The organism is Pseudomonas helleri (assembly GCF_009600315.1).
GTDB classification, from domain to species: Bacteria; Pseudomonadota; Gammaproteobacteria; order Pseudomonadales; family Pseudomonadaceae; genus Aquipseudomonas; species Aquipseudomonas helleri_A.
Map to the genome: position 1 here is coordinate 9,090 of NZ_WIWC01000051.1, position 23,072 is coordinate 32,161.

The 23,072-nt window shown below is 63.7% G+C and carries 2 protein-coding genes and 1 pseudogene; all 3 read right to left on the reverse strand.

The window, feature by feature from the left end; translation table 11 throughout:
* Window positions 1-41: 41 nt before the first annotated feature.
* Entirely contained in the window at window positions 42-11,756 is an 11,715-nt protein-coding gene (locus GHN86_RS21115) for an amino acid adenylation domain-containing protein (protein ID WP_153387249.1), read from the reverse strand.
* On the reverse strand, window positions 11,756-15,046 hold the full coding sequence (locus GHN86_RS24130; protein ID WP_416333496.1) for an amino acid adenylation domain-containing protein: 3,291 nt from the start codon (window positions 15,044-15,046) through the stop codon (window positions 11,756-11,758). Before GHN86_RS24130 ends, GHN86_RS21115 begins: the two co-directional genes overlap by 1 nt.
* A pseudogene (locus tag GHN86_RS21120) lies at window positions 15,020-22,801 on the reverse strand (amino acid adenylation domain-containing protein); the annotation flags it as partial. The pseudogene GHN86_RS21120 and the gene GHN86_RS24130, both read right to left, overlap by 27 nt.
* Window positions 22,802-23,072 lie beyond the last annotated feature (271 nt).

The following is a 23,072-nucleotide window of genomic DNA, read 5'->3' on the forward strand; positions in this document are numbered from 1 at the left end:
GCGCAGCCGTCGTAAAGCCTGCCGCTCCGTGCTCATAGGGTTTACGAGGATTGGCGCTCCACCGCTTGCCCGCCCAATAATTCATCCAGTTCGGCCAGTAAGGTCGCGTTACGCAGCAGGTCGTAATGCCCGCCGCTCAACACGCCATGACTGGCACCCGCGCCGATTTGCGCCGCATGCACCCGGCGCTCATCCTCGCGCCCGGCCACCCACCAGTGGTGCGCCGCCACGCGCGTTTGCGGCAAGGCGCAGTGCCCCAACGCCAGTTGTTTAAGGCGTGTGCCCACGGCAAAGATCTGGCTCAGTTCGGCCGCGTCCAGCAGGCCGTGTTCGCCCAGTGGGCTGCGCGGTTTGGCCATCGCTGCGGCAATGGCCGCCTCGGCCCCCGCGTCTCCCACCACGGTCTGCGCTTCGGCTTCAGACAACCCCAGCACAAAACGCAAAAAGTCCTGCACGTCTTCGCGCTCATCGCTGGCTTGCGCGGTGCCCGCCACGTAGCTGTCCACCAAACCGGCGAACGCCACCTGCTGACCCTGCGCCTCCAGCGCTTGCGCCACGAGTAAGGTCAACGCCCCGCCCAACGACCAGCCCAGCAGGTAATACGGCCCGCTGGCCTGTTGTTGGCGAATACGTTCGGCGTATGCCTGCGCCATGCCCTGCAACGATTCGTCCTGCCACTGCGGGTCGAGCAACATGCGACATTGCACACCATAGACGCTGCGGCGGCCGTCCAATTTACGCGCCAGCGGTTCGTAGTCGAACACCGTGCCAAAGCCCGCATGCAGGCAGAACAGCGGTGGCACGTGGTTGACCCGGCTATTGAGGGCCAGCAAGGGATCCGGCGACCGCGCACTGACCGGCGGTTCAAAACCGCTAAGTTCAGCAATGCAGGGCTTTTGCATCAGGTCGCGCAGTTTCAGGCTGATACCCAGTTGCGGCTGATTGCGCACCCGTGAAATCACTTTGAGCACCTGCAACGAGTCACCGCCCAGTTCGAAGAAGTTGTCGTCGATGCCCACCTGCTCCAGCCCCAACACCTCTTGCCAGATAACAGCCAAGGCCTGTTCCAGCGCGTTGCGCGGTGCCCGGTACTGACCCTGCGCAAGTTGCGGCTCGGGCAAGGCGCGACGGTCGAGCTTGCCATTGGCCGACAACGGGAAGCGCGCCAGCGCAACGATGTGCGTCGGCACCATGTAATCCGGCAATTGCGCTTGCAGGTGTTCTTTCAACGCCCGTTCCAGCCCGGCATTCGGGGCCGCCACCACATACCCCACCAACTGTTTGCCGGTGGCACTTTCCAGCACCTTGACCGCGGCATCCTGCACGCCCTCGCATTGACGCAGACGCGCTTCGATTTCACCCAGTTCGATGCGAAAGCCTCGAATTTTCACCTGCTGATCCAGACGCCCCAGGTAATCCACCAGCCCGCACTCGCGCAGGCGCACCCGATCACCGGTGCGGTACATGCGCCCGCCCCCGGCATTGAATGGATCGGGCACAAAGCGTTCGGCACTCAGGCCGGGTTGGCGATGGTAGCCGCGTGCCAGGCATTCACCGCCCAGATACAACTCGCCGCTGCCCCCCACAGGCAACGGGTTCATGTCGGCGTCCAGCACATACACGCCACGTCCGGCAACACTGCGGCCAATCGGGGCATAGGCCGCGTCACAGTTTTCAGTCACCTCGGCACGCCACAGCAACGGCGTGACCACGGTTTCAGTCGGGCCGTAGCCATTGACCAGACGCTTCGGTAGCAGCGCGCGCTTGACCAGCTCAAAGCTGGCGTCCGGCACCGCATCACCGCCAAAGCAATAGGTGTGAACGGCAGGTGGCGTGCCTTGGGTCAGCGCCACTTCGGCCAGCTGTTGCAGGTAGGCCGGCGGGAAGCACGCTACCGTCACCCGTTGTTCATGCAGCACCTGCAAGGTCTGCTCCGGCGTCCACAGCGTGTCGTCGCGAATCACCAGACTGCCGCCTGCCAGCAACACACTGAGCCAGCGCTCCTGGGCGCCGTCGAAAGCGAACGACATAAAGTGCAGCTCGCGGCTGGCCGGGGTCAGTTCATACAGCTCAATAATCCCCTGACAATGCCGCGCAATCGGCTCGCGGGCCACGGCCACGCCTTTGGGCTGGCCGGTGGAACCGGAGGTGTAAATCAGGTACGCCAGATGCCCGGCCAATGCAGGCACCGGCTGCGGCGTTGCGGCCAGCGGCTGCAATTGATCCAGCAACAGACGCGGCGTAGCAGCGCTGAAACGGACACGCTGATCCACATCGCTGTGGCACAGCAGCAGACTCGCGCCCGAGTCGCCGAGCATGAAAGTCAGGCGCTCGGCCGGGTAATCGAGGTCCAGCGGCAGGTACGCCGCACCAGCCTTGAGCACCGCCAAAAAGGCCACGAGGGTCTGTTCGGAGCGCGGCAAGGCCACCGCCACCAATTGCTCAGGGCCAATACCCTGTGCCTGCAATTGCACCGCCAGCGCATCGGCTTGAGTATTCAGCGCGGCATAGCTCAGTTCGCGACCGTCACAGAGCAGCGCCGTGGCGTGGGGTTGCTGCGCCACTTGCGCCGCAAAGCGGTGCAGCAGATCCGCCACAGGGGTTGCGTCCTGCGGCACCTGAACCTGTGCCCCCGGCAGGCCGATGTCACCGATCAGGCACGCAGCGTCCAGCGGCAACTGCGCCAGCAGGCCTTCCAGCTGGGCACGAATGCGCTCCACTTGATCGGCCGTGAAGCGTTCACGCAGGTACAGGTATTCCACCTCCAGCCCTTGTTCGGTGGCACTGACCATCAAGTCCATCGGGAAGTTGGTCACGCCGCCGCTGCCGACTTCGGCAAACTTCAATTCGCCGTCCTGCTCCCCGCGCAAGGCGCGGTCAACCGGATGGTTTTCGAACACGATAATGCTGTCGAACAGGCCTTGGCCGCCCTGCCCGGCCCAGCGCTGAATGTCCGCCAGCGGTGTGTGTTCAAAGTCGCGAATCGCCAGGTTGTAGTCCTGCAACTGACGCAGCCAGTCGCCCAGCGCTTGTTGCGGATCGAGGGTCTGGATGACCGGCAAGGTGTTGATGAACAGCCCGAGCATGTCCTGCGCCCCGGCCAGTTGGGTCGGTCGCCCGGCCACGGTCGCGCCGAAGGCCACGCTGCGCTGACCGGTGTGACGCTGCAACAGCAACAGCCATGCGCCCTGGATCAGCGTGTTCAGCGTCACCCGCTGGGCGCTGGCAAAGCGCTGCAAACGGCGGGTCGCGTCGCTGTCGAGGTAGCTGTAGAGCACGCCATGCCCGCTGCCGTCGGTATTGGCCGCATCGGCCAGAATCGTCGGGGTTTGCAGCCCGTTCAGGCGTTCACGCCAGAAGCCTTCGGCGCTCGTGGCGTCTTGCCGCTGCAACCAGTCGATGTAGTCGCCATAGCGCCCGGTCAAAGCCGGCAGGGTCTGTTTGGCGTACAGGCGCAACATTTCGCCCAGCAGGCGCGAGGCACTCCAGCCGTCCAGCAACAGGTGATGGTAAGTCCAGATCATCTGGTACTGGCGGTCGCCCAAGCGCACCAGGGTAAAGCGCATCAACGGCGGGCAGCTCAGATCAAAGCCACGGGCCTGATCCTCTGCCGCCAACGCCCGCAACGCGGCTTCGGGCTCAGCCTGTTCACGCCAGTCCAGCTCAACAATCGGCAACTCGGCGTGTTGATAGACCGCTTGCAGCGGATCCGCCAAACCGTCACGCCACATAAAGGCGGCGCGCAGCACTTCGTGACGTGCCAACAACGTGCTCCAGGCGGCGCGGAAACGCTCGACCTGCAAGCCCTCCACCGCCACGCTGAGCTGATTGACATAGAGGTTCAGTTCCGGCGACTCGATGCAGTGGAACAACATGCCCTGCTGCATCGGCGACAGCGGGTACAGGTCATCCAGCGCGCTGCGGTCCACCTGCACCGTCACCGGCACCTGCGCAAAGGGCAGAGTGGCTACGCTGACCTGTGGGTGCGCCTCGGCATTCACCGCCACGGCGGCCAGCCCACGGATGGTCTGCGCCTCGAACAATTGCTTGGGGGTAAACGCCAACCCGCACGCTCCGGCACGGCTCACCGCTTGCAACGAGATGATCGAATCGCCGCCCAGTTCGAAGAAGTTTTCGGTGACACCAATCGCGTCCAGCCCCAGCAGTTCTTGCCAGATGCCCACCAGCAACACCTCGGCCGGTGTCGCCGCTGGCACCCGATCCGCCACCTGACGATTGGCTTCGGGCGCAGGCAGCGCCTGACGGTCAAGCTTGCCGTTGGGGGTCAGCGGCAATGCCGCCAGGCACATCAGATGCGCCGGCAGCATGTGCGCGGGCAAACGGCTGCGCAGGTGGGCGCTCAAGTCTTCGCGCAACTGCGCCTCGTCTGCCAGCGGATCGCGGGCCACGATATAGCCCGCCAATTGACGGCTGACCGGGCCTTCACGGTCCACCACAAAGGCTTCGCGCACGCCCTCATGCTCCAGCAGGCAGGCTTCGATCTCGCCCAGTTCGATGCGGAAACCGCGAATCTTCACTTGCTGGTCGATGCGCCCCAGATACTCCACCACCCCGTCTTCACGCAGCCGCGCCAGATCGCCACTGCGATACAAGCGCGCACCCGCGACAAACGGGTCAGGTACAAAACGTTCGGCGGTCAGTTCCGGGCGCTGGTGATAGCCCCGAGCGATGCCTTCGCCGCCCAGGTACAACTCACCCGCCACCCCCACCGGCAACAGTTGCAGGTGGGCGTCGAGGACATAGGCGCTGCGCTCGCCGACCGGACGGCCGATGGGCAGAAACGCCGAGTCAAATTGGGTGTCGGGGTACGCGCACCAGATCAGCGGCGTGATCACGGTTTCGGTCGGGCCGTAGCCGTTGATGATGCGCGGCGGTTGCAACACCCGCTGCACTTCATCAAAGGCGTGTTTGGGCATGCCTTCACCGCCCACGGTGTAGGAGCGAATCGGCAAGCTGCGCCCCGCTTCGCCGATGTAATCGGCCATTTGCAGCAGGTAGCTGGGGGTAAAGCAGGCAATGGTGATGCCGTGGCGTTGAATTTCTTCGCAGGTGCGTTGCGCGCTCCAGACTTCATCGTCACGGGGCATCAGCGCCGAGCCGAAGACCAGCGGGGTCAGCCAGCGCTCGTGGGCACCGTCAAAGCTGATGGAGGCGAATTGCAGCTCGCGGTCGTCCGGGGTCATGCCGTACAGCGCGCCAATCGACAGGCAATGCATGGCCAGCGGGCCGTGGGCGACGCTGACGCCTTTGGGCCTGCCGGTGGAGCCGGAGGTGTAAATCAGATACGCCAGATTACGTGCATCGGTCAGGTTCACCGGGTTGCTGGCGGGCAAATGGCCCACCGCTTCGCGGTCCAGTTCCAGCATCGGCAAGCCGTCGATCTGCGGCAGTGTATGGCGCAACCACGACTGGCTGAGCAACAGCGCAATGCCGCTGTCCTGCATCAAATAGTGCAGGCGCTCGGCCGGATACGCCGGGTCGAGGGGCACATAGGCGCCACCGGCCTTGAGAATCGCCAGCAGGCCAATAATCATCTGCGGCGAACGTTCGACGGCCAGACCGACCCGCACTTCAGGGCCAACCCCCAGCTCCCGCAGGCGATGGGCCAGACGGTTGGCGCGCTGGTTAAGGTCGGCGTAGCTGAACTGCGCCTGATCGAATATCAACGCCAGCGCCTCGGGACGGATCGCGGCTTGTGCCTCGATCAGTTGATGCACGCACTGCTCGGTGACGACCCCCGGCGCGGGGTTCCAGTCGCGCAATTGACGGGTCTGCTCGGCAGCGCTCAACAGCGGCAATTGGCCGAGGCTGACCTGCGGCGCGGCAATCATGGCGTGCAGCAGGCAGGCCAAGTGCTCGCTCATGCGGGCAATGGCGGTGGGCTCGAAATGGCTGAGCAAGAAGCTCCAGGTCAGGCTCAGTTGACCTTCGCTGACGGCGGCCAACGTCAGCGGGTAGTTGGTGCGCTCATGATTGTCCGGCAGCGAGAAACTCAAACCATGCGGTGCGCCCTGCTGCAAGGCCTCGCTGATCGGGAAGTTTTCGAACACCAGCAGGCTGTCGAACAGCGGCTCACCGGCACGACCGGCCCAGCGCTGTACATCGCTGAGGGCGGTAAATTCGTGCTCGCGCAGTTCAAGGTTGTGCGCCTGCAAGCGGCCCAGCCAGTTCGCCACGCTTTCTGCGGCGTGGGGCTGAGTGATCACCGCCAAGGTATTGATAAACAGGCCCAGCTGGTTTTCAGCCCCCGGCAAGTCGACCGGCCGCCCGGAAACCGTGGCGCCGAACGCCACCGTCTGCTGGCCGCTGTAACGCTGCAACAACAGCGCCCAGGCACCTTGCACCAAGGTGTTGAGGGTGATGCTGTGCTGGCGGGCAAAGCGGTTAAACGCCTCGCTGCTGGCGGCATCGAACACTTGTCGATGATCGGCGTACGCGTTGATGTCCGAAACCGCATGGGGAAGACTTTGCGCCAGCAGGGTCGGGTTCTCCAGCGTCGCCAACTGAGCGCGCCAGAAGGCTTCGTCCGCTTGAGCATCCTGCCCTTGCAGCCAACCGATATAATCGGCGAAACGGCCTTGATGGGTAGCCACCTCGACACCGGCATAGCGCTGCAACACTTCGCCCAGCAGCAAGGCGTTGCTCCAGCCATCGAGCAATAAATGGTGGTGGGTGTAGATCAATTGCTGACGCTGCTCGTCGAGGCGCACCAGCGCCAGACGCAGCAACGGCGGCTGCGCCGGGTCAAATTGCAGGCGCTCGCTGCGGGCCAGCAGTTCCAGTTCGGCGGCTTGATCGGCACGCCCGCGCCAGTCGAGCACGGTCAATGGCAACTGCAATGAGCGCTGCACCAGTTGCAGCGGTTCACTCGCTCCTTGCGGCCAGTGGAAGCCGCTGCGCAAGATCGCGTGGGCATCCAGCGTGGCCTGCCAGGCGCGGGCCAGTCGGGCCGTGTCCAGCCCGGTGGCCTCAACGCTGAGTTGATTGACGTAAGCCCCCGCCTGCGGTTCATACAGGCTGTGAAACAGCAGGCCGCTTTGCATCGGTGACAGCGGGTAGACATCTTCGATTTGACGAGGCGTGACCGGCAGTTGATCGAGCTGGGCCTGAGTCAGGCGCGCCAGCGGGAAGTCGGCCGGGGTCACGCCGCTATGTTGCGGATCAATGCAGTGCGCCACCAGCGCTTGCAAGTGCCCTTGAAATGCCGCCGCCAGCGCTTCAATCACGGGTTTGTCGAAGCACTCCTGACTGAAGCTCAAGTCCAGTTTGAGTTCGCCGCCAAACACCTGACCGTCCACCGACAGCCAGTTGGCCAGCGGTGAGTCCAGACTTTGTGCCGCGCCGCTGGCCTGCTGTGCCGGAACAAACAGCGCATCGTCGGCAAAGCTCTGATCGAATTGCCCGAGGTAGTTGAAGGTCACACGCGGCGCGGGCAAGGCGGCCAGACGGGCTTGCACCTGGGCATCGCCCTGATAGCGCAACACGCCAAAGCCCAGGCCTTTGCCGGGGATGTCGCGCAATTGCTGTTTGATCGACTTGATCGAGGTCGCCATGTCCGCCGCCGGGGTCAATTTGACCGGGAACAGGCTGGTAAACCAGCCCACGGTGCGGGTCAGGTCGATGGCCTCAAACAGGTCTTCACGGCCGTGACCTTCCAGTTGAATCAGCGCTGACGCCTCACCGCTCCAGTCGCACAGGGCACGGGCCAACGCCGTCAGCAGCAGGTCGTTGACTTGCGTGCGGTACGCCGCCGGTGCCTGTTGCAACAAGTGGCGGGTCTGCTCACGGTCCAGACCGAGGCTGACCACCTGCCGATGACGCAGCGCCTGACTGCCGTTTACACGGGCATCGGGCAAGGCGTCGCTGACACCGTTCAACTGCTGCTGCCACCATGCAAGCTCTGTCGCCAGTTGTTCATGGCGGGCATAGGCGCTCAGTTGCGTCGCCCAGTCTTGCAGGGCGCTGGTTTTTTCCGGCAACGCCTGACCGGCATAAGCCGCCTGCAGGTCTTCAAGCAGCACCCGCCACGACACGCCGTCCACCACCAAATGGTGGATCACCAACAATAAGCGCTGGCCGCCATTTTCGTGGTCGATGAGCACGGCGCGCAGCAACGGGCCGTCATGCAGCGACAGGCTGCGCTGGGCTTCATCGCACAGGCCTTGCAAGGTGTCATCGCTTTGCACCTGCGCCGTCCACAGCACATCCGTGGCGGCGGCGCTGTCCAGCGGCACATAGCGAGCCGTCCACTGCCCGTCCTGCTGGCGGAACTGCAAGCGCAGGGCATCATGCTGGGCCAACACCTGTTGCAGCGCGGTTTGCAGGCGCAGCAAGTCCAGCGGCTCACGCACGTCCAGTAACACCGACTGGTTCCAGTGCTGGGGCTGCACGGTCTGGTTGGCAAAAAACCACTGTTGCACCGGGGTCAGAGTTTGCGTACCCAACACCGGGCCTTGGGCAATCTGCGGCGCCGCCTGTTGGCTGACCACGGCGGCCAGCGCATGCAGTGTCGGCTGCTGGAACAGGTCACGGGGCTGCAAGCGCAGACCGGCGCGGCGGGCCCGGCTGACCACTTGAATGGAGATGATCGAGTCGCCGCCCAGTTCGAAGAAGTTGTCCTGACGGCCGACCTGTTCAACACCCAGCACGTCTTGCCAAATGGCTGCCAGTTGCCGCTCGTTGTCGCTGCGTGGCGCTTCAAAAGCACGCTGGCTGACACTGATTTCAGGGGTCGGCAATTGCTTGCGGTCGAGCTTGCCATTGGGGCTGAGCGGCATGCGCTCGATCAACAGCAGGTGCGTGGGCACCATGTAGTCGGGCAAGGCTTGCAGCAGGTGCGCCTTGAGCGCTTCGCGCCATGCCAGCAGGTCGTGAACGGCTTCGACCGGCACCAGATAGGCAACCAGTTGGTTGTCCAGCGCCACCACCACGGTTTCCTGTACCTGTGGATGCGATTGCAGGCGCGCTTCGATTTCGCCCAGCTCGATGCGCAGGCCACGGATCTTCACTTGGTGGTCAATGCGCCAGCAGTACTCGATGGCGCCGTCGGCACGATAGCGGGCCAGATCGCCAGTGCGGTACACCCGCTCGCCGCTGCCAAACGGGTCAACCACAAAGCGCTCAGCAGTCAGCGCCGGGCGCGCGTGATAACCCCGCGCCAGCCCGTCACCCGCCAGGTACAGCTCGCCAATAGCGCCGCTGGGCAAGGGCAACAATTCAGGGCTGAGGATGTAGGTGCGCAGGTTGGCGATGGGGCGGCCAATCGGCACGCTGTCGCGGCCCTCTTCCACGCAGGTCCAGTGGGTCACGTCGATGGCCGCTTCGGTCGGGCCATACAGGTTGTAAAGGCGGGCGTGGGGCAGGCAGTTGAAAGTCTGGCGTTGCAAGGCCATCGGCAAGGCTTCGCCGCTGCACACGATGCGTTGCAAGGAGGTACAACCGGCGGCTTCGTCGGCGCTGATAAAGGCTTGCAGCATGGACGGCACAAAATGCAGGGTGGTGATGGCCTGTTCGACGATCAGGGCGGCCAGTTGTTGCGGGTCGCGGTGGGCGCCGGGTTCGGCGACCACCAACGTGGCACCGTGCATCAGCGGCCAGAAAAACTCCCACACCGACACATCAAAACTGAACGGAGTTTTCTGCAACACCCGGTCTGCAGGGGTCAGGTCGTAGGCGTCTTGCATCCACGCCAGACGGTTGTACAGCGCGCCGTGACTGTTGCCCGCGCCTTTGGGCTTGCCGGTGGAACCCGAGGTGTAAATCACATAGGCCAGATTGTCGGCGCACGCGGTGTTGCTCAGGTTGTCAGCACTGTAATCGTCTGACCCGTTTGACACTTTTTCAAGGCACAGATGGGCCAGCCCGGCCGGTACAGGCAGTGCGCCGAGCAGGTGCGCCTGAGTCAATAGCAGGCTGATGCCGCTGTCTTCGAACATATAGGCCAGACGTTCGGCCGGGTATTCCGGGTCCAGCGGCACATAGGCGCCGCCCGCCTTGAGAATCGCCAACAGACCGATCACCAGCTCCAGCGAGCGCTCGCAGGCAATGCCGACCCGCACTTCCGGGCCGACGCCCTGCTCGCGCAGTTGATGCGCCAGACGGTTGGCCTGCTGGTTCAACTCGGCATAAGTCAGGGGTTGCCCGGCAAATACCAGCGCACAGGCATTCGGGGTGGCCGCCGCTTGCGCCTCGATGTGCAGGTGCACGCATTCGGGGCCAGGATAGTGCTGTTGCGTGGCATTGAGGCCATAGAGCGTGGCCTCGCTTTCACCCGCCGAGAGCATCGGCAACTCGCCAATGGCGCATTCGGGGTTGGCCACAATCGCGCCCAGCAGGTTGCGCCAGTGCCGGGCCAGTGTGTCGATGCGTTCGGCGTCAAACAGGTCAGTGGCGTAGGTCAGGCTGGCCAGCAGCCGCTCGCCTTCTTCGTGGGTGTCCAGTTGCAGGTCAAATTGCGCGGTGCGGCCTTGCCACTCCAGGCTTTCGACTTGCAGCCCGGCGAGCATCCCGCCCAACGCGCCGGGGCGGCTTTGCTGATGGTTGAACATCACTTGAAACAGCGGGCTGTGACTCAGGCTGCGCTCGCCTTGCAGGGCATTGACCAGACGCTCGAACGGCACGTCCTGATAGCCTTGGGCATCCAGTGAACGGTCGCGGGTTTGTTCGAGCAAGCGGGCAAACGGCAGGCGCCCGTCCAGCTCGGCACGCAGTACCTGAGTGTTGACGAAAAAGCCGATCAGCCCGTGAGTTTCGGCACGGCTGCGGTTAGCCACCGGCACGCCAATGCGCAGGTCGGTCTGGCCGCTGTAGCGATGCAGCAAGGCCTGAAAACTGGCCAGCAGCAGCATGAACGGGGTCACGCCGCGTTGCCGCGCCAGCGTCATCAAGCCCTTGGCCAAGGTTGACTCTAGCGCAAAGTCCAGCCGCGCGCCGTGCTGGGTCGGTTGCGCGGGGCGCGAACGGTCGCCGGGCAGTTCAAGCACTGGCTGTTCAGTGCCCAGCTGTGCGCGCCACCAGTCCAGTTGGCGCTCCAGCTCGCCCGCTTCCATCCAGCGCCGTTGCCACAGCGCGTAGTCGGCGTATTGAATCGGCAACACCGGCAGCTCGGCGCGGCGGCCTTGGGCGTGGGCGGCGTAGAGCTGCGAGAACTCTTCGATCAGCACACCCATCGACCAGCCATCGGCGACGATATGGTGCAAGGTCAAAACCAGCACGTGGTCGTCGTGGTCCAGTTGCATCAGGCTAACGCGCAGCAACGGGCCGTGTTGCAGGTCGAAGGGTTGGGCGATGTCCTGCTCGACTAAACGCAATGCACAAGCCATGCGCTCTGGCGCGGGTTGCTCGCGTAAATCATGTTGCGTCAAGCGCAAGGCCGGGGCGTGCAGCTGTTGACGCACCTGCCCGTCGTCTTCGGTAAAGCCAGTGCGCAAGCTGTGATGGCGCTCCAGCAGCGCGTCAAAACTCTGCTGCAAGGCCGCCACGTTCAGCGTGCCGCGCAACCGCAAGGCGGCAGGAATATGGTAGGCCGCGCCCTCGGGATCCAGCTGCCACAAAAACCACTGGCGCTGCTGCGCATACGACAGTTCGCACGGCGCATCGGCGGGTGCCGTGGCCGGGATCGGCAGCTGGCCGAAGCTGACGCCCTGCTCCTGCATTTTTTGCAAAAATTCGCGGCGCTGGTGCGGCGCAAGGCTGGCGAAACGGTTGGCAATGCGCCAGGCGGTTGCGTTTTCCATCAGTTGATCTCCATCTCGTCGAGCAGCGATTCAAGCGCGCTCAGACGAACAGCGTTATCCGCAGGCGTTTGGGCCTGTGCCAAAGCGGCATAGGTGTGCAAATCAGCGGCCTCGAACAGCGCGCGCAGCGCCAGTTCGATGCCCAGTTCAAGTTCGACCCGGGCACTGGCCTGAGCCGCGAGCAGCGAGTGCCCGCCCAATTCAAAGAAGTTGTCGTCACGTCCGACGCGCTCGACCCCCAGCACGCTGGCCCAAATCGCCGCCAGTTGCGTTTCCAGCTCGCCCACCGGCGCCCGGTAAGGTCGCTGCGACACCTCGGTGTCGGGCAAGGGCAAGGCGTTGCGGTCGAGCTTGCCGTTACCGGTCAGGGGCAGTGCGTCGAGCAGCAGCCAATGGCTGGGCACCATGTAATCCGGCAGGTCGACCTTGAGCGCCGCTCGCAGTTGCTCGCGCCACAGCAGCGGGTCAACAGGGGTTTGATCCGCCACCACGTAGGCGCACAGCTGGCCTTGATGGACGCTTAACACCGCTTCGGCCACGCCGATTTGCTGCTTGAGGCAGGCTTCGATCTCACCCAGCTCGATGCGGAACCCGCGAATTTTCACTTGCTGGTCGATACGGCCCAGGTAGTCGATGTTGCCGTCTGCCCGCTGACGGGCCAGATCGCCGCTGCGGTACAGGCGCTCACCGGGCACAAAGGGGCTGGCGACAAAGCGTTCGGCGGTCAGCCCGGCACGCCCGTGATAACCCCGGGCCAGACCGGCCCCGGCGATATACAGCTCGCCTGCGCAGCCTGCTGGCACAGGCTGTAACTGACTGTCGAGCAAGTACCAGCTGAGGTCGGCAAGGGGGCGGCCAATCGGGCTTTGCACCTTGGCATCAAGGTCGCTGGGGCTCAGTGCGCGGAAGGTCACATGCACCGTGGTTTCGGTTATGCCGTACATGTTCACCAGCGTGGTCTGCGAGCTACCAAAGCGCTCATACCACGGGCGCAGGCTGGACACCTCCAATGCTTCGCCGCCGAAGATCACCCAGCGCAAGGCCAGCGCTTGCGGGCTGTTGCAGGCAATCGGCAGCAGTTGGCGGAAGGCGGTCGGGGTCTGGTTGAGCACCGTCACCTGTTCGTCGCACAGCAACTGGTGAAACGCCTGCGGTTCACGGCTGATGAAATACGGCACGATCACCAGACGCCCGCCGGTGCACAGCGCGCCAAACAACTCCCATACCGAGAAGTCGAAAGCGTAGGAATGGAACAGCGTCCACACATCGCTCGGGCCGAAATTGAATTGGCCCTGTGTCGCGCTGAGCAGGCGGGTGACGTTGGCGTGACTCAACAGTGCGCCTTTTGGCCGCCCCGTGGAGCCGGAGGTGTAAATCACATAGGCCAGATTGTCGGCATCGCTCAGGTTGCCAAGGTTCTGCTCGCTGAATGCGTCCAGCGCCAGATGCTCCAGGCACAGGGTCTGCACGCCCACCCGTGGCGGCAGGTTGTGCAACAGGTGTTCCTGAGTCAGCAACAGATGAAGGCCGCTGTCTTCGATCATGTAGCTCAAGCGTTCCGCCGGGTACTGCGGGTCGAGTGGCACATAGGCGCCGCCCGCCTTGAGAATGGCCAGCAGGCCGACCACCAGTGGTATCGCCCGTTCAGTGGCGATGCCGACCCGCACGTCCGGGCCGACCCCCAGTTCGCGCAGTTTGCGCGCCAGCCGGTTGGCTTGCGCATTCAACTCGCCATAGCTCAGGGACGCGTCCGCGCAGCGCAAGGCCACGGCCTGCGGTTGTAGCGCCGCCTGGGCTTCAAACAGCTGATGCAGGTTGGGACCTTGCACCTGAGGTTCGACCGAGGGGTTCCAATGTTCGATCAAGCGCTGCTGTTCAGCGCTGTCGAGCAGCGCCAGTTCGGCGATTCGTTGCTGCGGTTCACTGACCACCGCGCGCAGCAGGTTGAGCCAATGCCCGGCCAGACGCTCGATGGTGGCCGCGTCATACACGTCACGGGCGTAGGTCAGGCTGGCGCGCAGGTGCTCGCCCTGCTCTTCGGTGTCCAGCGCCAGATCGAACTGGGCGGTGTGTTGCTGCCAGTCCATACGCTCCACGGTGAGCCCTTCGAGCACCCGTTCAACGCTGTCGCCGATGGCCCGCTGATGGTTGAACAGCACCTGGAACAGCGGGCTGTGGCTCATGTTTCGCTCTGGCTGCAAGGCGTCTACCAGTTGCTCGAACGGCAGGTCTTGATGGGCCTGCGCCCAGAGTGCCGAGCGCTTGACCTGTTGCAACAGGCTGGCGAAGGTTTGCTGGCCGTCGATCTCGGCGCGAAGCACCTGAGTGTTGATAAAGAAGCCGATCAGGCCTTCGGTTTCAAGACGCCCGCGTCCCGCATTGGGCACGCCGACATTGACGGTCGACTGGCCGCTGTAGCGGTGCAACAGCGTCTGGTAGCTGGCGAGCAGCAGCATAAACAAGGTCACATTGTGCTGCTGCGCCACCTGCCGCAGCCCCGCTGCCAGTGCCGGTTCCAGCGCCAGTTCCAGACGCGCGCCGCGCTCGCTGCGAATCGCTGGCCGCGTCAGTTCGCTGGGCAGTTGCAGCGGCGTGTGCTGAGTGCCCAGTTGCTCGCGCCAGGCGCTGAGCTGACGCTCGCCCTCGCCCGCTTGCAACCAGTCGCGCTGCCACGCGGCGTAGTCGGCATAGCTCACGGCCAAGGCGGGCAGCCGGGCCGCCTGCCCCTGAACATGGGCCTGATACAGCGCACTGAATTCATCGACCATCACTTGCATCGACCAGCCATCGGCGGCGATGTGATGCACGGTCAATACCAGCACGTGCTCCTCGGCCGCGATCTTGAGCAACAGCACCCGCAGCAGCGGGCCGTTGCGCAGGTCAAAGGGCTGACGCATCTCTTCGGCCACTTGCGCCTCGATCTGCGTGGCGTCGGCGTTGTTGAGGGTCAACTCACGCAGGGCCAGCGGCAGGTGATCATGGCGCACGCCACGGGCCTGTTCGCCGTCCTGAATAAAGGTGGTGCGCAACGTCTCGTGACGCGCTTGCAGGTCATTGAAGCTGCGCAGCAAGGCGTCGCGATGCAGCGTGCCGGTGAGGCGCAATGCCGCCGGGATGTTGTACGCGGCGCTGTCCGGGTCCAGTTGCCAGAGGATCCACTGGCGTTGCTGGGCATACGACAGCACGCCGGGATGATCCGCCGCCAGGCGCTGTATCGGCAGTTGGCTGACAACCCGGGGCTGCGCCGCGCAGCGGGCAGCAAACTCGCTGAATACGCTGGTTTCAAACAGGCTGCTCAGGGGCAATTCAATGCCCAGTTGCTGACGCACGCGGGACACCACTTGCGCCACCAGCAAGGAGTGGCCGCCCAGCTCGAAGAAGTTATCGTCGCGGCTCACGGCATCGAGTTTGAGGACTTCCTGCCAAATCGCCGCCATGACAGTTTCGATCCCCGGTTGCGGGGCAATCACCTCGCGCTGCCAGTCCGCCGCCTGCGCTTTTGGCAGTGCCTTGCGATCCACTTTACCGTTGGCATTGCGCGGCAAGCCGGGCAAGGCCAGCCATTGCAGCGGCACCATGTACTCGGGCAATTGGGCTTTTAGCCCGGCCTTGAGGTGTTCGCGCAATGCGCTCCAGTCGCGGGCGTCATCGTCAGTCACGATAAAGGCCACCAGCGCTTTGCCGGTCGGGCCGTCCTGCACCCCAACGGCGGCTTCGCGCACGCCATCGAGGTCACGCAGACGCGATTCGATTTCCCCCAGTTCGATGCGGAAACCGCGCACTTTGACTTGCTGGTCGATACGGCCCACGTATTCCAGTTGGCCGTCGACGCGGCGCCGCGCCAAATCGCCAGTGCGGTACAAGCGCTCGCCCGGCTGTTGCGCAAACGGGTTGGGCAGGAACACCGCGGCACTGCGCGACGGATCATTAAAGTAACCGCGACCGACCCCCGTACCGGCGACATACAGCTCACCGACGACGCCCGCAGGCACCGGCGACAAGCCGCCGTCCAGCACGTACAAACGGTTGTTATCGGTGGCCAGCCCAATCGGCAGGTAAGCCCCGGCCGCCGACTCAGCATCCACGCGAAACAGGGCCACGTCGTCCGAGCATTCCGCCGGGCCATAGGCGTTGACCAGACCGATCTGCGGGTAGCGTTGCAACCAGCGCCGCGCCAGTTCCGGTGGCATGGCTTCGCCGGTCGGCAGCATCCAGCGCAGGCTGTGCAGCGCGCCCTGCGCCTCGTCAAGCAGGCTGTGGATCAGCGACGGAACGCTTTCCAGTACGCTGATGCCGCGTGCGTCGACATGGGCCAGCAAGGCCGCCGGATCATGGGCGATGGCGTTGGGCACGATGTCCACCTGAGCGCCAAACAACGGCGCCGCGAGGAACTGCCACACCGAAATATCAAAGCTCTGCGAGGCGGTCTGGGCAATCACGTCAGTGCCGCTCAGGTCAAAATACGGTTTTTTGCTCAGTTGGTTATTGAGCATACCCGCCTGTTCCACCATCACACCCTTGGGCGTGCCGGTGGAACCGGAGGTGTAAATCACATAAGCCAGGGTATTGGGTGCGGTGTAGATACCCGGCTGCTCTACCGAACAGACACTGTTTTGTACCTCGTCCCAGATCAACAGCTGCGGACGTTGTGCCGGAGCCAGCAACGCCAGCATGGCCAGCGCCTGCTCGCGGCAGGCACTGCTGGCCACCAGCGCCGGCACCTTGCCCAGTTGCAGCAGGTCCAGCAAACGCTGGGTGGGCAGTTGCGGGTCCAGCGGCAAGTACGCCGCGCCCGCCTTGAAACTGCCGAGCATCATGCCGAGCAGGGCCAGGCTGCGTTCTGCCAGCAAGGCCACGGGCTGATCTGCGCCAATCCCGGCGTCGATCAAGGCCCACCCCAGACGGTTGGCGCAAGTATCGAGTTGGTTGTAGGTCCACTGCTGCCCAAGGCAGGTGGCAACCACCTGCTCGGGATGGGCCGCCACCTGCGCTTCAAACAAGCGCACATAGCCTTGCTCCAGCGGGTAGTCACGGGCGGTCTGATTGCCCGTCTGCAACAAGGCGTCGCGCTCGGCACACGCCACCACCGGCAGGTCAGCAAACTGGCCCTCGGCCTGTTCACCAATGGCCAACAGCAGGCGCTTGAAGTCGGCCAGCAAGCGCTCGGCGGTGGCGTCGTCGAAGAAACGTTTGTCATAAGACAGGTGCAAACCGAGCGCATCACCGGGGTACACCACCACGGTCATCGGGTAGTTGGTGTGAGTGCGGGCGCTGTCGGACTTGGCGTTGATTTGCGCCGCGCCGCTGGCCACGGCGCTTTCCACCGGGGCATTTTCATAGACGAACAGGCTGTCGAAAATATTCTGGCCTTTCTCCAGCGCACTGCAGGCTTGAATGTTGAGCAACGGCAAATGTTCGTGCTCGCGCAGCGCCAGATTGTGCTCGAACAGGCCTTGCAGCCATTGGCGCACGCTGACGTTCTGACCGGCACGGGGCAAGCGCATGCGCAACGGGATGCTGTTGATAAACAGCCCCACGGTGTCCTGCATTTCCGGGCGGTTGATCGGGCGACCGGCCACGGTGACACCGAACAGCACTTCATCCAGACCGCTGTAACGCTGCAACACCAGCGCCCACGCCGCTTGGGTCAGGGTGTTGACGGTCAGTTGGTAACGCTGGGCCAATTCACGCAGGCCGCGGCCTTGCGCCACTTCAAGGTCGGCATACACATCGCCGATCTCGGAAAAACCGACCTGACGGCGCAGCGCACGGTCAAACGGCAACGGCGTCGGCTGTTCAAAACCGGCCAGCTCGATGGCCCAGGCGTCCAGTGCTTCGCGCTCGCCCTGCTCTTGCAGCCATTGAATAAAGTCGCGGTAGCGCGCCGCCGGGGGCAGGCTGCGCTCGCCGCTGTACAAGGCGAAGAAATCCTGCAGCAACAGCGAGCGGCACCAGGCATCAATCAGGATGTGGTGGTTGCTGAGAATGAACCAGTAATGCCCGGCGCTGCGACGGATCAGGCGCAGGCTGAAAGGCGGCGTGTTGAGCAGGTCGAAACCCTGTGCCCGGTCTTGCGCCAGCAAGGCTTGCAGCGCAGCTTCGTGTTCCGCTTCGGGGCGTTCGCTCCAGTCATGCACCTGCACCTTGGGCGCGGCATCGCGGTGGATGATTTGCAGCATGCGGCCGTCTTCGTCGAGGCTGAAAGAAGCCCGCAAGGCATCGTGACGCTGGGCCACGGCGTGCCAGGCCGCCGTAAAGCGCGGCAGGTCGATGTCGCTGTCGATGATGTAGCGGTCTTGCATGAAGTAGATGCCGGAGCCCGGTTCCAGCAAGGTGTGCACCAGCAGACCTTGCTGCATCGGCGACAGCGGGTAGATGTCTTCAATGTCGCGGGGCGGCACCTTGAGCGCGTCCAGCTGGGCTTGGGTCAGTTGCGCCAGCGGGAAGTCGGAAGGGGTCATGCCGCCCTGTTCATGGCCCACGCAGTGTTCGATCACGGCGCTCAGTTCACGCCGGTAGTCATCGACCAGCGCCTGAATCGTCGCCGCGTCGTACATCTGCTCGCTGTAGGTCCATTGCAGGCTCAATTCGCCGCCAAACACCTGCCCTTCGATGCTCAGCCAGTTGGCCAGCGGCGCCTGTTCATCCTGTGCCCGCCCGCCACTTTCGGCCGCCGGGGTGAACAGCGCCTGCGGGTCAAATTGACGGTCAAACTGGCCCAGGTAGTTGAAGGTAATGCGCGGTGTGGGCAACGCCGCCAGTTGCGCGCCGACTTCGTCGCCCGCCAGATAGCGCAGCAGGCCATAACCCACGCCCTTTTCCGGGACGCTGCGCAGTTGTTCCTTGATCGATTTGAGCGAGGCGCCGAGGTCTGCTGTCGGGGTCAGTTGCACCGGGAACAGGCTAGTAAACCAGCCCACAGTGCGGGACAGGTCAAGGTCGGCAAACAGTTCTTCGCGGCCGTGCCCTTCCAGCTGGATCAAGGTGCTGACCTGCCCGCTCCAGCGGCAGATCACCCGTGCCAATGCGCTCAGCAACAGGTCGTTGACCTGAGTGCGATAGGTCGACGGGGCCACTTGCAGCAGTTGGCGGGTCAGCGTCTGATTGAGTTTGAGTTCGAGGGTGCGTCCGTCACGGCTGTGCAGCCCGGCGTCGGCCCGGTCTTGCGGCAAGTCGCTGGAGGCATCGGCCAATTGCTGCTGCCACAGCCCAAGCTGATCGACACGGGCCTGTGCGGCGTCTGACAAACGCGCTGTCCAGGCTTGATACGCGCTGGTTTTGGCCTGCGGCGGTTGAGCGGGCGTGCTGTAAAACTGTTGCAGGTCTTCAAGCAATACGCGCCATGACACGCCATCAACCGCCAAGTGATGCACCACCAGCAGCAGGCGCTGGCTGTGATCGGGCAGTTCGACCAACAAGGCGCGCAGCAACGGGCCATTTTGCAGGTCAAGGCTGCGCTGGGCCTGCTCGCACAGGCTGTGCAGTTCATCACCGCAAGCCGCCTGCTTATGCCACAACAGGCTATCGACCGGCGGTTCGGCATAGGCTTGCTGCCAGTGGCCGTCGTGCTGCTCAAAGCGCAGGCGCAAGGCGTCGTGATGGGTTAACAGGGTGTGCAGGGCCTGTTCCAACTGCGCCGCCTCAATAGGCTGACGCGGGTGCAGCAACAGCGACTGGTTCCAGTGCTGACGGGCAGGCATCGGCTGCTGGAAAAACCACTGTTGCACCGGGGCCAATGCCACCGCACCGCTGGCAACGCCCTGATCGATCTGACGGTGGCTGCTCAATTGCGCGACACGGGCCAGGCTGCGGATGGTCTGGTGCTGGAACAGATCACGCGGGCTAAAGGCTATCCCGACCTGACGCGCACGGCTGACCACTTGAATGGAAATGATCGAGTCGCCGCCGAGGGCGAAGAAGTTGTCATCAACGCCGATCTGCGCCACCCCCAGCACGGTTTGCCAGATGTCGGCCAGACGTTGCTCCAGCTCGTTGCCCGGCGCGGCGTAGCCTTGCTGCACGGCACTCAGATCAGGGCGTGGCAATGCCTTGCGCTCCAGCTTGCCGTTGGCTGACAGCGGCAAGCGCTCAAGGCTCACCCAGTGGCTGGGCACCATGTATTCCGGCAGCCCGGCTTGCAGGTGAGCGACCAGCGCCGCTTGCCAATCATCGGCGCTGGCCGGGTCTTCTAGCACCACGTAGGCCACCAGTTGTTTACCGTCGAGCACCAGCACCACGGCCTCGCGCACGCTCGGTTGTTCCACCAGCCGCGCTTCGATTTCCCCCAGTTCGATGCGCAAGCCGCGCAATTTGACCTGATGGTCGAGACGGCCCAGGTATTCAATCACCCCGTCGACCCGCTGGCGCACCAAATCGCCGGTGCGGTAAAGACGCTGCCCCGCATTGAACGGGCATGGCACAAAGCGCTCGGCGGTCAGGGCCGCGCGACGGTGGTAATTGCGCGCCAACCCGGCACCGCCCAAGTACAACTCACCCGCCACGCCCACGGCCACCGGCGACAGGTCGGCGTCGAGCACCAGCGTGCGCAGGTTGGCGATCGGCAAGCCAATCGGCACGCTGGCGCTGCCTTCGTCGACGCAGGTCCAATGGGTCACGTCGATGGCGGCTTCGGTGGGGCCATACAGGTTGTACAGCTCAGCCTTGGGCAGCTTGGCGAACACCTGTTGCTGCGCATCAACCGGCAGCGCTTCACCGCTGCACACGATGCGCCGCAGGCTGTGGCACTGCTCGACGCCGGTTTCGTGAATAAACGCCTGCAACATCGAGGGTACAAAGTGCAGCGTGGTGATGCGCTGCGCGCGAATGGTGTCGATCAGGCGCAGCGGCTCACGGTGCTCCCCCGGTTGTGCCAGCACCAGCCGTGCGCCGGTGAGCAACGGCCAGAAGAACTCCCACACCGAGACGTCAAAACTGAACGGAGTCTTTTGCAGCACCGCGTCTTCGGCGGTCAGCGTGTAGGCCTGCTGCATCCAGCTCAGGCGGTTGACCAGCGCCGCGTGGGTGTTGCCCGCGCCCTTGGGACGGCCCGTGGAGCCGGAGGTGTAAATGACATAGGCAAGGTGCTGCGAGTCCTGAGCGACGACCGGGTTGCTGACGCTGAAAGCGTCAAGCCAGTCGCTGTTCTGATCCAGACAGATGACCTTGAGCCCGCTCACCGGCAGTTTCGTCAGCAGCGCGGTCTGGGTCAGCAGCAGGCCAATGCCGCTGTCTTCAATCATGTAGGCCAGCCGCTCTTGCGGGTAATCCGGGTCGAGCGGCACGTAGGCTCCGCCCGCCTTGAGGATGGCCAGCAGGCCAATGACCATCTCCAGCGAACGCTCGACAGCAATGCCCACCAGCACATCCGGGCCGACACCCTGCTCGCGCAACGCGTGGGCCAGTGAGTTGGCGCGGGCGTTGAGCTGCGCATAAGTCATGGCCTGTGCGCCAAACAGCAGAGCGGTCGCCTCGGGCGTGCGGGCGACCTGCGCTTCGATCAGCTGTTGCAGGCAGGTGTGGGTCGGGTAATCGACCTGAGTGGTGTTCCAATCGTGAACCTGAGTCTGAACTTCACCGGCATCGAGCATCGGCAACTCGCCAACCCGGCGGTCGCTGTCGTCCACCAGTGCGCGCAGCAGATTGCTCCAGTGACGTGCCATGCGGGTGATGGTGCTGGCGTCGAACAGGTCATTGGCATAGGTCAGCGCCGCGTGCAGGCGGCCGCCTTTTTCGTAGGTGTCCAGGCTCAGGTCGAACTGAGTGGTGCGCCCTTCCCATTCAATCAGGCCCAGCTCCAGACCTGACGCCGTGCTCACGGCTTCTATATCCGCCACGTTCGGCTGGTGGTTGTACATCACCTGAAACAGCGGGTTATGGCTCAGGTTGCGCTCAAGTTTGAGCGCTTCGACCAGTTGCTCGAACGGCAACTCCTGATGCGCCTGAGCGCCGAGTGCGGTTTCCTTGACCGCGCTTAACAGCTCGGCCACTGAGGTCTGGGCCGTGAGCTGGGTGCGCAGGACTTGGGTGTTGACGAAAAACCCGATCAGCCCTTCGACCTCGCGGCGATTGCGGTTGGCAATCGGCACACCGACCCGCAGGTCGTTCTGACCGCTGTAGCGGTGCAGCAGAATATTGAACGCCCCCAACAGCAGCATAAACAGGGTCACTTGATGCTGCTGCGCCAGAGCGCGCAGTTGCTCGACCAGCTCCGGGGCTACGGCGAACTCATGACGGGTGCCGCGGTAACTCGGCATCGCCGGGCGCGGGTAATCGGCGGGCAAGGCCATGACTGGATGCTCATCACCCAATTGGGCTTGCCAATACGTCAGTTGCCGCGCCTGTTCGCCCGCCTCCAGCCAGCGGCGTTGCCACAGGGCGTAATCGCTGTACTGGATCGGCACGTCAGTCAGTTGCGGGGTGTGGCCGCGCTCGAAAGCGTCATAGCCACGGATAAATTCGTCGATCAGCACATTCATCGACCAACCGTCGGAGACGATATGGTGCAAGGTCAGCAGCAGGACGTGTTCGCAGGCGTCCAGCTTGATCAGCTTGATGCGCAGTAACGGGCCGCTGGCCAAATCGAAGGGTTGCAACGATTGCTGCTGAGCCTGAGCGGCCACGGCCTGTTCGCGCTCAATCGTCGGCAGCAGGCTCAGATCCACCTGTTCGACCACCAGCGGGGCACTGAGCGGCGCTTGTTCGAGGCTGTCGTCCGGGTTCTGGCGAAACACCGTGCGCAGGGTTTCGTGACGCTGTACCACATGGGCGAAGGCCTGCTCCAGCGCAGCAATATTCAGCGCGCCCTTGAGGCGTACCGCCCCCGGCAGGTTATAAGCGCCGCTGAGTGGATCGAGCTGCCATAAAAACCACATGCGCCGTTGGGCGTAGGACAAGGCATTGCGGTCGGCCTGGGGCACATCGGCGGGAATGGGGAACTGCGAAAAGTCGATCCCTTCGGCACGCAGACCGTCGAGGAATAACTGACGTTTTTCCAACGGCAACTCGATGAACCGGCGGGCAAGTTTGAGGGACTTCTCAGCATTCATCTGGGGGCTTCCGTAGGTATTGGCTATCGAGCATTGGCTCGGCTATCCCTACGGAACGGATGGAGACAGAGGGAAATTAAGGCGATAAGGCAACCGGTTTGTATGGATCGTGTGGATAGCGTGTTGGCTTGTTGCTTGTTGCTTGTTGCTTCTAAAACAATGCCACTGCCGCCACCGAATCAGTGCAGCCAACGCTGAGGCCCCTCACAGGAGGCTGAACGCAGGTGCTGTTATGGGGGTGGCGAGGCAGGACGCCGAGCCAGCCGCGATC